The sequence below is a fragment of the Chryseobacterium sp. OSA05B genome (genome assembly GCF_019970065.1).
In the GTDB taxonomy this organism is placed as follows: Bacteria; Bacteroidota; Bacteroidia; order Flavobacteriales; family Weeksellaceae; genus Chryseobacterium.
Window position 1 is genome coordinate 40,481 of record NZ_JAHXYH010000007.1, and the last position, 13,326, is coordinate 53,806.

The following is a 13,326-nucleotide window of genomic DNA, read 5'->3' on the forward strand; positions in this document are numbered from 1 at the left end:
GCAAACATACAAAAGTACGAAATTGTACAAAATTATCCGAATTTTTTCAATTCGATTTTTATCAACATTTAACCTGAACCTTTGCATTATTATCATGCAAATTATATATTTACCATATTATTCAATATCATGTGAAAAAAACAGTTCTTTTGCAGTTATTTTATTTCGTTTTGCTATCTCCCTCATTATTTTTTCCACAGATTCCCGGAATGGTCAATTATAATGAAGAGGATGGCCTCAACAGTTCATATACTTATCACCTGCGGCAGGATAAAAATGGCCTGATCTGGATAGGCAGTGACAACGGATTATTCAGATTTGACGGAAAAGATTTTAAGCAGTATGGAAAACAGGAAGGATTGAAGAATATTGATATTATATCCTGTGAGCCTTTGCCCAACGGTGAGGTTTTTATACTTCCTTTCCTGAATGATTTTGCTTATCTGAAAAACGGGCGGGTGATCAATTTAAATATTAACGATTATCTGAAAAACCAGTTTTCAGGCTCAATTCCCAAAATCACGCGTGATGGAAACAGACTTTATTTATACAGCACACAAAGTCCACGGAATATTTTTATTTATGAGAATGGAAAAGTAAAGAAAAACCCAATCCTTTTAAATTATAATAAAAGAGAATTTTCAACGGTAAAATATGACTTCCGAACTCAGAATTTATATTTAAATAACAGTATTACCGGAAAAATATTAATTTACAGCCTAATTACCCGGAAAGAAAAAGAGATCAGAATAGATCCGGGAAGTATAATCTGTGAAAAGGATGATTTTTTTGTGTTTCAGTATCAGGGAAAAATTACGGTCTATCAACGGACTGATGCTCTTCATATAAAGAAAATTCACTCCTACGATACAAAAGAGAACATCTTCTACGGTGTTATTGATAAAAATAATAAACTTTGGCTCAATGTTCAAAATGGCGGTGTTCTGTATTTTAATCAATCACTGCTTGAAAATAAAAAATATCTGGCACCACCTGTAAAAATATTAAACCAGCACGTCATCAACAATGTTCTGGTGGATAAAGATGATAATGTCTGGTTCAATTCCAGAAACAGCGGTGTTTTTTTTATCCCAAAAGCTCTTTTTACCAATCACATCAATTTATCGGTGAAAAGCAATTCCGAGTATATCAAAGCGATCGCTAAAGATGATCAGAATATTATCTTGGGCTATAACAATTCCTATGGAGCCATTATTTACAGGAATGGTAAGATGCATGATATTACGCTTGATGCAAACAACAAGGATGAAAACAAATCCATCTATCTGAACCATAACTTATCTATTTTCGGTATGGCCGCTAAGATCGTCGTTCATGATCTTTCTACAAACAGGAGTAAAGAACTGAGGTATAGCTTAAAAAACATCGTTCCTTACACTCAGAACTCGGTCTTTTTCTGCACGTCCGGCAGCTTAATGACTTACCATTTAAAAACCGGAAAAATAACCAGCCTTCTTGATGAACGAGTATATACGGTTCTCCCTTTTGATACAGATAATTTATTGGTTGGTAACTTCAGTGATCTGTACAGGTTCAATATTAAAACTAAAAAAAAGTCTTTGTTCCTAAAGGGATATTATTTTACAGATCTAAAAAAACTAAGAGACAATCTTTATCTGGGAGCAACCAACCTCAACGGAATTATTATTTTTAACGATAAGGGCATTGTAAAGAAGATTGAAAAGAAGAATGGTTTAATCAACGACCAGGTTAAAAAAATAGAGATAGAAAACCAAAATACGTTTTGGGCCAGCACCAATTCCGGCATCTCCCGAATTGAATTCACAGACGATCATAATACGGTGATCACCAACCTCACCCAGACAGATGGGCTGCCATCGAATGCGGTCTCAGGCTGTGTTATCAGAAACGACACCATTTTCATTGGTACATCTAAAGGCCTTGGAATTTTTTCTATAAAAAAACTGCTGGCTCAGGAAAAATCGATACACAAAAAGGTTATTATCAATTCTATAACTATTGAAAACAATGAGCATTATAATCTAAGCGAAAACCTGACCGGCCATTCCAATAATAATGTTACTTTCAAGCTCAGCTTTCCCGATTACGCTTCACAAGGGAAAATAAGTTATAAATATAAAGTGGAGGGGCTTGACGAAGCCTGGCAGGTAAGCAATTCCTCAACCATTATATTTAATTCCATTCCTCCGGGGAAATATGTATTCCGGGTCTATGGATTGGGTTATAATGGAAAGCAGTCTTATATTTCGTCTGATCTGCTTTTTGAAATCAAACCCAGATTCTGGCAGACCTGGTGGTTCATGGCGGCTTTGGCGATTATTATCATCATGATAATCACTTTGATTATTAATTCGTGGCTGCAGAAAAAGCGTAATAAAAAATTAGAAAAGTTCTTTCATGAAAAGAAAATTGCGGAGCTGGAACTGCAAGCTATCAAGGCACAGATCAATCCTCATTTTATTTATAATTGTCTCAATTCCATTAAATTTCTGCTGTTCAAGGAAGATTATCAGGAAACGGAAAACTATCTGGATATCTTTTCACAGCTGATTAGAAAAACGCTTCATTACTCGGAAAAAACCTTCATGCCTATAGAGGAAGAAGTGGAATATCTTTCTCTTTATATGGATATGGAAAAGCTTCGCCAAAACGAACTCTTTGATTATGAATTCCATATTTCTGAACAAGTCAATAAGAGATGGGCTATCCCTTCCCTATTAATTCAGCCTTTTGTAGAGAATGCGATCAAACATGGAATTTCCAGCCTGAAAAACGCCAAAGGCTTCGTTAAAATATCTTTTGACCATGCAGATTCTACTCTCTGTATAACGATTGAGGATAATGGCACAGGAATTAAAACTAAAGACGAATTTTCCGTCAATACAGACTCTTTTGGATTAAAATTATCTCAAAAAAGAATCAAAACCTTTCAGCAGCTTTTTGAAACCCATATTACTTTGGAAATCAATAATCTGTCTGAGAAATCTGAAAAACAAGGAACACAAGTTAAACTATACATCAGCCCCTATGAAAACCAAAACACAAATCTGCATCATTGACGATGAGAAACATGGAAGAGATTATATTGTTCTGTTATTAAAAAAGGAATTTCCAGAAATAGAGATCAGTTTTGAAGCTTCCAGCGTAGAAGAAGCCTATATTTATCTTACGAAAAACACTCCGGATATTTTATTTTTAGACATCCGGCTGAATGATGGTACTGCTTTCGATCTTTTATCAAAATTCAAAGAGATTACGTCACAGATTATTTTTATCACAGCCTTTGAAAACTTTGCGATTCAGGCCATTAAAAACGGAGCTACCGATTATCTTTTAAAGCCAATAAAAAAAATTGATTTTGTGATAGCCGTCAATAAAGCTTTGGAAAATATCAAAAAAATACAGCCGGCTCACAACAATACATTACAGGATAACAAGATCATTCTTTCTACCCTGCAGGGCTTCAGAGTGATCGGTATTGCGGATATTGTCCGCTGCGAAGCAGATTCCAGTTACACTACTTTTTATCTCATCAATAAGACCAAAATAATGGTATCCAAGACCCTTCACGAGTTTGAGATGGTCCTTCCTGACCTTAATTTTTTCAGAATACATCATAAGCACCTTATTAACGTTGATCATCTTCAGGAATATATTAAAGGCAGAGGCGGACAGGTTGTTATGAGTGACGGTTCTGTTCTGGATGTATCTTTCCGCAGAAAAAATGATTTTCTTCATAAAATAGGAAACGTAGATTAATCGTTTTTTCCGCATTTACTGGCTCAACCTACGCATCTGTTAATTGTATCTGTTTTTTGTTAAGGCACTTCTCTATTTTCGTCATGTTAATCAATAAATAGAAACATTATGAAAACAATTACAGGAAAAGTACTTAAGAAAAATCAAATGAATTCCATTTCAGGAGGAACTGCTTTTATCACACCTAGCAATCCGGGGGCAATTAATTCTCCTCAACCTCCTATCTGTCAAAATCCACAACAACCTATTGGAGGAATTCCCGCTATTTACACAATGCCGTGGGGTGGTCTTCCATGGGTGGAGCCTAAATAGTGATGAATTAAAAAATAGATTCCAGCCGTGCGGCTGGAATCTATTTTTCCAAAGAAAAATCATCCGGCAATGAATCATCGGATGATATGACCTACTCACCCTCACAAAATATTAATTTTAAAGTTTTTATTGGCTTTTGATGTATAAAACCAATATACATTATGGTACGTATGTATTTTTTAGCAATATACTTGCTTTTAGGCTGCCTTGTATTCGATGCGCAGGCTCCCTGTTCTGATTTCAACGCTTCCTCCAATCCCGCAGGCAACTGGGCTCCCTCACCTTATCCCAATGGAAATGTAACCGTAAATTTCGGTTCTGCCAATGCTTTGGATGGGTCTCAATATCTCATTTTAGGTGATTTATCATTTGGTTCATGGTATCAAAATGCCACAGATTACAAAGATCTGGGGAAAAGATTTCTGGGGCAATGTTTGTATTTTGACTTTTATCTTAAAAATGACAGCGGCTACGGACAGCCCTATCATCCGTTTATCACGCTCTCAGACGGTGTCCGCAGTGCTTCGTTTGTCGCCAGCGTAACAGTAACTCCCGGAAGCGGATGGGTTCGGGTTAAAGCTCCTATTCAACTTTCCAGCGGAGGGGTTCTTCCCAGCAATTCGGAAGGAGCATGGATATTGAACGATCCTACTTCCACGGCTGCTGATTTTGATAATATCATCCTGTATTCAAGAATATTATCCATTACTCCGGATATTACCACCACACAAAATGAAATCATGTTTTTTGACAATATTTGTGTAAAGCCATGTGACGGATGTTCCGCAGACTTTAATGTTACGATGTCGTACAGTACAATAGGCACAACTGCCACAGCTTCTTTAACGCTGATAAATCCAATTCTTTTTTCTACACCGGGTAATCCGGGTCCAACATATACGATAGACTGGGGAGACGGGACTTCTTCTGCCTACATTTACCCGACGGTAAGTCATAGCTACGCTGTTGCAGGCAATTATACCATATGTGTTACTGAAAGCCGGGGCAAGTTTTCTACATGCAAAAGATGTTTCACTTTTTGTTATAAACCGTCCCCTGTTGCCACAAGAGATGAAAGCACAACAACCATGACAAAGTCTCCCTTTACGGAAGTACGGGCAGTTGCAAAAGCAGAACTTCAGTCTGGTGATCACAAAGGCTTTTCTCTGGTTCCCAATCCTGCCAATAACTATGTAGAGCTGCAAACAACCTTTACCGGAAGAGAAGCTGTATTGGTAAGACTTATAGATATATCAGGAAAAATAGTTTTAGAAAAATCTGAAGTCCTTGAAAACGGAAATCAAAGCATTAAGCTCAATATTGAAAAAATGAATCAGGGAAACTATATTGTCGAGCTGCAGTCAAAGGACAAAATCAGTTCACAAAAGCTGATCATTTCCCAATAGCTTATTCATCATTTATGAATAAAAACATTTAAAATAATTATTATGAAAACAAGAAAATCATCTGTAATGATACGGTACGCAGCAAAAAAAGCCGGTTTTAAAACAAACGTTCGGGAAAATATTGTCACAGCACAAAGTATGTATATGTATAAGGTATTTTTCGTCGTGCTCATATCTGTAATATCCTTAGGATGCCAAAAAACTCTCGATGATATTACTGAGCAGCCTTTAGAACAATATAAGCGGGTAAGCAGCCATAAGAATGCAGATAATGATCCGAGGAAAATGTTAAAATTTGAGACATTGGATAGCTACGAAAATTTTTTCGAAAATGCAGATTTTGCAAATCAGATCAAAGAAACCACAGATTATTCACCGCTTCGTAATACCATTGATGAGATTAATCATTTAAGTGAGTCTGAAGATCCTGAACTGGAGAACAATCCTATTATGAAAGACGCCATTTATGAGAACTATGGGCTCCTTCTGGATATTTTAAATCAGAAAAAGCTAGTGCAGCTTGGAAATTATATTGTACGGGTAGATCTTGCTAATGACAAAATTTATACGATCTCCAGGACGATCCCTAATGCGGTAGATATTATTCTTAACAATCCAACCGATGAATCTGTTGTTACTTCACATAGTCCTAACACTGAACTGGTTTCTTATGTATTTAATTTTATTGGGTGTAATGACCGGTGGGCAAACAAAAGACAAGAAAAACTAGATGAGAGTAATCAAGGTGTACATTGTACTAAAAACAGAAAAAGAACAAAAAAAGAATTGACTTATCAATCGGCGGGAATTTATTTTTCGATCGTAGGTGAAGCAAAAGGTCAAAAACGTACCCTCATATGGTTTAGTGATAACAGCCAATATCCGGACATTTCTTATTTTTCTTACACTTTCAAAAGAAGATGCGGCGGTTCGGAATACTGGGGCGGAGATCCGGACAGCTGGGGAAACAGTATAGCATGGTCTCATGATGGGAATAAGGCTACATTCAGGCCCTACCAAAGTACCTATGCTTTAAAAGAATTTAATGTATATGCTAATATTGTCGGGTGTGGAGGCACTCATACTTTGCATATCGAAGATTATTGATTTTTTGTCATAGACATACATAACTGATTACAAACAGTAGAAATCTCAGAATTTCTACTGTTTTTGTTTTCATTCCAGACACTACTTATTTAAAAAAATGTTCTAAATAATATTCCCAGCTATGTGTTGTATTATTATCAATCAAATTCTATATTTACATCATTATTCAATGTGATGTGAAAAAAATATTTATACTTTTCTCATTTTTGTTCATTTTACTATCTCCATCATTATTTTTCGCGCAGATTCCCGGAATGGTCAATTATAATGAAGAGGATGGCCTGAACAGCTCATATACCTACGGGCTTATACAGGACAGAAACGGATATATCTGGATCGGGAGCGATAACGGCCTTTTCCGTTTCGATGGAAAGGAATTCAAGCAGTTCAGCAGCAAAAGCGGTTTAAAAAATATTGAAGCACTGTACTCCTATCCTATGCCGAACGGTGAAATTTTCATTGCCACTTTTTTAAATAATTTTGCTTATCTCAAAAACGGAACAGTCATCAATTCGGACATGAACAGTGAACTTAAGAAGATAAAGTTCAAACATAATCCTGATTATGCCTACGGTAAAAATGAATTATACATGTTTTCCGCGACGGATCCTGATGATATCTTTGTCTACCAGAACGAAAAAGTGACCAGAATTCCTTTGGACCCCAAAAGAGATACGGCACAGGTACGCTATACATTTGGATTTGATCCTCAAAACAAATTACTTTATTTCTATGATCAAAGCAAAGGAAAAAATCTCAAAGCATATAACATCGTTTCTAAAAAAGAAACCACCTGTAACATTTCCGTAGAAAAGAACACTATTATCTTTAAGAGAGACCATTATTTCATTTTCCGAAATAAAAAAAATATAGATATCTACGAGCTTCACAATAAATTTTTCTTTAAAAAGATCCACAGCCTTACCCTTGAAGAAAATGTATATCGAATAGTGATCGATAAAGAAATGAGAATATGGGCATGCCTGGAAAAAGGAGGCGTCCAATACTTCAGACAATCTCTGAAAGACAGCTCCCCCCTTACCATTCCTATCAAAATAATGGACCAATACATCATCCACGATATTCTTGTAGATAAAGACAACAACGCCTGGTTTTCAACCCGAAACAACGGTGTATTTTTTATAACCGACAGATTTTTAAAAAATTACATCCATCTTCCGGTCAAAAATAATTCATCCTATATCAAAGCCATTGCTAAAAATAAGCAGGGTATTTTCCTCGGTTATGATGAAGCGAGGAGCGGTATTTACCGTCATAAAACAATCACAGATCTTGTTTTTAAGAAAAACATTAAGATTGAACATAAAAGCATCTTCTCTGAAGGCAATACGGTCATATTCGGGCTTACAAAAAATATTGTTCAATATAATACAGAAACCGGAGAAAAACAGTTTTTGAAAGAATGTGTTCTTAAAAATATTCTACCCTATACATCCGGATCCGTTCTGCTCTGTACTGACATGGGGCTTACAGCTTATAACTACCGTACACACACTTACAAAGAAATACTTCAAAACGAAAGGTTCTATACTGCGCTTCTTTACGACAAAGACAGCCTGTTTGCAGGAACCTTCAAGGATCTTTATAAGCTGAATACATCAACCAAAAAGAAAACTCTGTTCCTGGAAGGGTACTATTTTACCGATATAAAAAAGCTCAGGCCGAATCTGTACGCAGGAGCAACCAACCAGAACGGAATTATCCTTTTTAGCAACTCAGGAATCCTTAAAACCATTACCGAAAGCAGCGGTTTACCCACCAGCCAGATCAAAAAACTGGACATAGAGAACAGACATGTCATCTGGGCGAGTACCAACAGCGGTCTCAGCAGAATAGAGATGATCGGACAGGAAATAAAGATTGATAATTTCACCCAGACAGACGGCCTTCCTTCAAATGTTGTAGCCGGATGTGTGATCTCTGGTGATACTATTTATGCCGGAACTTCCAAAGGATTGGGAATTCTTTCCATCAAATACCTGCTCAGTCAGAAAAAATTCATCAATAAAAAAGTAATTGTCAATTCCGTGGAAATCGGAGGAAAAGAGATTTTTGATACGCGCCAGCCACTAATAGGACAGACGCCGGATAATGATGTCACTTTCCATGTAAGCTTCCCGGATTTTACTTCCCAGGGAAATATAAGTTTCCGCTACAGGCTCGAGGGCACCAGTGGCAACTGGCAGGTAAGCAGTTCTCCGAAGATTATTTTCAATGCACTGCCGCCCGGCAATTATACGTTTAAAGTTTTCGGTATCGGATACAACGGCAAGCGTTCTTTTGCGGCTACTGAACTGCATTTTGAAATCCGTCCGAAATTCTGGCAGACCTGGTGGTTCAAGACTATGATCATCAGCCTGGGTGCTGCTGCATTGTTTATTTTTATCACTGTTTATTTTCAGAAAAAAAGAAATAAAAAACTGGAGACGCTGTATTATGAAAAGAAGATTGCAGAGCTGGAACTACAGGCCATTAAAGCGCAGATCAACCCGCATTTTATCTATAACTGCCTCAATTCCATCCAGTTTCTGCTATACAAAAAAGATTATCAGGAAACGGAAAATTATCTGGAAATATTCGCTCAGATGATCAGAAAAACCCTGCATTATTCGGAGAAGACATTTATGCCAATCAAAGAGGAAGCAGAATATCTTACGCTTTATCTGAATATGGAAAAACTGAGACTTAAAGACCTGTTTGACTACTCTATCACGATATCAGAGAACGTAAATGAAAATTGGGTCGTCCCTTCCCTGCTGATCCAGCCTTTTGTGGAAAATGCCATCAAACACGGCATTGCAGGATTAACGGATAGAAAAGGAAACATTCAGGTTTCATTTGACCATACCGGAAATTCACTTTGTGTCGTTATTGAAGACAACGGGATCGGGATCGGTAATGGAAAACAAAAGAGAGCTGATTCTTTCGGGGTCAAATTATCTCAGAAAAGAATTGAAACATTCCGGCAGCTTTTTGATACTTATATCCTGCTGGAGATTTATGATCTTTATAAAAAAGAAGAGAGACCGGGAACCCAGATTAAACTATATATAAAGCCTTATGAAAACCAAAATACAAGCATGCATCATTGATGATGAACAAGACGGAAGAGACTATATCGCTCTTCTGCTAGAGAATGAATTCCCTGAGATCCAGACGGCATTTCGGGCATCAAGCGTGGAGGAAGCCTATATTTATCTTTCTAAAAACACTCCGGACATTATTTTTCTGGATGTGCAGCTTAAAGACGGTACTGCTTTCGATCTTCTTGCCAAATTCAGGGAAGTAGATGCCCAGATTATTTTCATTACCGCATTTGAAAATTTTGCGATCCAGGCCATCAAAAACAGTGCGGCCGATTATTTACTGAAGCCCATCAAAAAAATGGATTTCATTATCGCCGTTAATAAAGTTTTGGAAAACATAAAGAAAAGTAAAAATTCTTCAGCGGTTTCCCTGAACGAAAACAAAATCAGCCTTCCGACGCTTCAGGGTTTCAGATTGACCAACATCAGCGATATCATTCGTTGTGAAGCAGATTCCAGCTATACCACCTTTTATCTTACGGATAAAACGAAAATCATTGTTTCCAAAACCCTGCATGAGTTTGAAGAGCAGCTTTCAAAGTATAATTTTTTCCGGATTCACCACAAGCATCTGATTAATCTTTTTCACCTTAAGGAATACATCAAAGGCAAAGGCGGTCAGGTGGTAATGGCAGATCATTCTGTTCTGGATGTATCCGTTCGCAAAAAGAATGATTTCTTACATAAGATTGAAAATTTAGAATAAAAACTAAGGCGCAGAAGAATATTCCAGTTTTGTAATCATCTTTTTCAGCATTACAGGAACGATCAGCCGGTGAAAAGGACGTACCGGCAGAAAGTACAGTATTCCCAACCAGTTGTGGTATTTTACCGTGGTTGAAATCGTTAAAGAATTCCCTTCAGTATGGTGACTTGCTTTATCATAAAGAATTGAAACCCTGAAATCCAGATGTTTATCATTCTCACCCATGATAATTTCACGATCAGTTTTATCAAATATTGTGAAGATTCCAACCTGCGCTCCCACTTCAATTTTAAAATCTTCAGGCTCCAAAGGTATATTTCTGTCTGCTCCGGTTTTCAGCCCGAACATTTTAACAATGCTGTTCCTGAAAGAAAACATTTTCTTTCCCCATTGAGGAGTGCTGATGAAAAAAGTATTGCCTATTTCTGCGATACTGAAATTCCGTTCTCCATATAACCCTTCCCCTCTAAAACTGTCCGTATAGTCGAAAAATGCTTTTTCTTTTGACAAAACAGATGCTTCAGGTAATTCGGTCTTTTCAATTTTCATCGTATCGGCTTTTAGGAGATTTTAGTTTTTATCATCACAAATGTAAGAGGCCTGTGATAATAAAGAGGTGAGCAATCTCAGTTTTACCATAAAATATATTCCGGATTATTCTTTTAAATCAAGATCTGAAATCACACTTATCTGTCGATCAGATACACTTATTAGAAAATCGTCAACACTTACCAATTCACACAGTTGGGAATTTTAAAACCCTCTTACTTTTATTCAGAACTAAAAACCGAAGAGATTTACAAAAACCTCCGGATCTGATCATCCCTAAAAAACTAACCAACCATAGAACTTTAATACCATGAAAATCAAAAACATCGTAATTCTAGGATTGTCCGCAGGCCTTTTCTTTTTATCGGGATGCCGCGACAGCAACGAACAACTTGAAGAACAAAAAACTGCTCCAACTACTTTAAGTAAATCAGAACCATCCAACCTGCCTCCTCCTCCACCGGGAATCAGGGAAGAATTCGCCCAGGACGGCATTGATATTGATAAAATAAGAGTCAATTATTTCTCTGATGGTCAACAGGTTGACGTCATTGCGGATCTGGAAGACAAATATCCGGTAGCCTCGTTGGTGAAAAACCCAGTAGATCAGTCTGCACTGATCACTGTAAGGACTTTTTCTTCAGAAGAAAAATACCTGCAGTACGGCGACCAGAACGGCTTGAAATTCCGTGAAACCAAAGCATTCAATGAAATCATACAGAAATATGCCGAAGCCAACGGTCTGGTTCAGGTGGCAGAAGCCGGAGAACAGCTTCCTGACAGCTATTATGCTTTTGAAAAGCATCAGTATCAGGCTTTTTTCGGAGCATTTAGTCCGGGATGGCTGCGGGTTTATGATGATATTATTCCTTATGGTTCCAACAAATATGTGATGTCCCCATTTACACCTACACTGGGATTCTGGTTTTTTGATAACTGGAATAATAAAATAGGATGTTATAAAAGACAGCACATCTATATGGTGGAACACCTGTATGACAAAAAGTTTTTCAGAAAACATTTAGTTTCTCTTTCCGGATGGGGAGGCTCTACCGTGATGTTCTGGGGAATCCTTGGCTATGTCAATAACAGAGTGGAATCTATGATCCTGTTTTAAAATAAAGCAAAATAAATAACAGGCTGTTTCGAAAGAGGCGGCCTTTTTTGTATTCTTCTGTTTCATGGTTGCAAAAAATAAATTAAATTCGGATCAACAAAATTGATCTTCATGATACAACTTCCTTTATCCAAGCTTTCTAATGTAGGAACTACCATTTTCAGCCAGATGACACAACTCGCCAACGAAAATGAGGCCATCAACCTTTCTCAGGGATTTCCGGATTTTATGCCGGATGCTGAACTGCTGGACCATGTAGACCATTTCATTAAAAAAGGTTTCAACCAGTATGCTCCGCTGGGAGGGATGATACCTTTAAAGGAAGAGATCGCCAGAAAAATTGAGAACAGCCACCAGGCAGTGTATCACCCGGATTCTGAAATAACGGTTACCGCAGGAGGTACCCAGGCTATTTTCACCGCCATTGCCACCTTTGTGAAAAAGGATGATGAAGTCATTATTTTTGAGCCGGCATATGACTGTTATGAGCCTACAGTAGAGCTTTTCGGAGGAATTGTAAAACGTTTTGAGATGAAAGCTCCGGATTATGACATCAACTGGAATACCGTAAAAGGCCTCGTGAGTGAGAAAACGAAAATGATTATTCTGAACAATCCGAATAATCCTTCAGGAAAGATATTGAAAGAAAACGATCTGCAGGAACTGATTAGCATCGTGAAAGACACCTCCATCTTTATTCTGAGCGATGAGGTGTATGAAAATATTGTATTTGACGGAAAGCAGCATTTAAGTATCTGCCAATATCCGGAACTTAAAAAGAGAAGTCTTCTTGTAGCTTCTTTCGGAAAGCTGTTCCATGTCACAGGCTGGAAGACGGGATATTGTGCAGCGCCTAAAAATCTTACCGACGAATTCAGAAAGATACACCAGTTCAATGTTTTCTGTGTGAATACACCCATCCAGCTGGCTTTGGCAGAGTACATGAAAAATGATGATCATTACAATCACCTGAATACATTCTTCCAGGAAAAGAGAGATTTTCTGAGACAAGGGCTTGCGGGCACTTCTTTCGGACTTCTGGACTGTGAGGGAACCTATTTCCAGGCGCTTAGCTATGATAAAATTTCCGATAAAAATGATTTTGAATTCGCTTCTGACCTGACCATCAATCATAAAGTGGCAAGCGTGCCTTTTTCATCGTTTTATAAAAACAAAAGAAATGATCACGTCATCAGATTATGTTTTGCGAAAAAACAGGAGACCTTAGAAAGAGCAATAGAGAATCTTTCCAGACTTTAA

General features: G+C 37.4%; 10 protein-coding genes. 9 read left to right on the forward strand and 1 reads right to left on the reverse strand.

Annotated features, from left to right (window positions below; genetic code table 11):
• The first annotated feature begins 149 nt into the window (after window positions 1-149).
• The 7 genes from LC419_RS21250 to LC419_RS21280 all read left to right on the forward strand — a co-directional run bounded on the left by LC419_RS21250 (window position 150) and on the right by LC419_RS21280 (window position 10,400).
• The gene (locus tag LC419_RS21250) at window positions 150-3,062 is read left to right on the forward strand and encodes a histidine kinase (RefSeq protein WP_223609221.1); all 2,913 of its coding nucleotides are present in this window, start codon (window positions 150-152) and stop codon (window positions 3,060-3,062) included.
• Window positions 3,031-3,762 (forward strand): LytTR family DNA-binding domain-containing protein, encoded by a 732-nt coding sequence (locus LC419_RS21255; RefSeq protein ID WP_223609222.1) that lies wholly within the window; start codon window positions 3,031-3,033, stop codon window positions 3,760-3,762. The genes LC419_RS21250 and LC419_RS21255 overlap by 32 nt, the downstream gene beginning before the upstream one ends.
• A 108-nt stretch (window positions 3,763-3,870) precedes the next feature.
• Complete coding sequence (locus LC419_RS21260; RefSeq protein ID WP_223609223.1) at window positions 3,871-4,074, forward strand: hypothetical protein; 204 nt, start codon at window positions 3,871-3,873, stop codon at window positions 4,072-4,074.
• A gap of 170 nt (window positions 4,075-4,244) precedes the next feature.
• Window positions 4,245-5,480, forward strand: coding sequence for a T9SS type A sorting domain-containing protein (locus LC419_RS21265; protein ID WP_223609224.1), 1,236 nt, complete (start codon window positions 4,245-4,247; stop codon window positions 5,478-5,480).
• A gap of 42 nt (window positions 5,481-5,522) precedes the next feature.
• Window positions 5,523-6,587, forward strand: coding sequence for a hypothetical protein (locus tag LC419_RS21270; protein WP_223609225.1), 1,065 nt, complete (start codon window positions 5,523-5,525; stop codon window positions 6,585-6,587).
• Window positions 6,588-6,793: 206 nt separating this feature from the next.
• Complete coding sequence (locus LC419_RS21275; protein WP_223609226.1) at window positions 6,794-9,700, forward strand: histidine kinase; 2,907 nt, start codon at window positions 6,794-6,796, stop codon at window positions 9,698-9,700.
• Window positions 9,669-10,400, forward strand: coding sequence for a LytTR family DNA-binding domain-containing protein (locus LC419_RS21280; RefSeq protein WP_223609227.1), 732 nt, complete (start codon window positions 9,669-9,671; stop codon window positions 10,398-10,400). Before LC419_RS21275 ends, LC419_RS21280 begins: the two co-directional genes overlap by 32 nt.
• 3 nt (window positions 10,401-10,403) lie before the next feature.
• Here the strand turns inward: LC419_RS21280 and LC419_RS21285 are convergent, their stop codons facing one another.
• On the reverse strand, window positions 10,404-10,949 hold the full coding sequence (locus tag LC419_RS21285) for a DUF2867 domain-containing protein (protein ID WP_223609228.1): 546 nt from the start codon (window positions 10,947-10,949) through the stop codon (window positions 10,404-10,406).
• Window positions 10,950-11,259: 310 nt separating this feature from the next.
• Between LC419_RS21285 and LC419_RS21290 the strand changes: the two genes are divergently transcribed.
• Window positions 11,260-12,066, forward strand: coding sequence for a hypothetical protein (locus tag LC419_RS21290; protein ID WP_223609229.1), 807 nt, complete (start codon window positions 11,260-11,262; stop codon window positions 12,064-12,066).
• A gap of 111 nt (window positions 12,067-12,177) precedes the next feature.
• Window positions 12,178-13,326 (forward strand): methionine aminotransferase, encoded by a 1,149-nt coding sequence (locus LC419_RS21295; RefSeq protein ID WP_223609230.1) that lies wholly within the window; start codon window positions 12,178-12,180, stop codon window positions 13,324-13,326.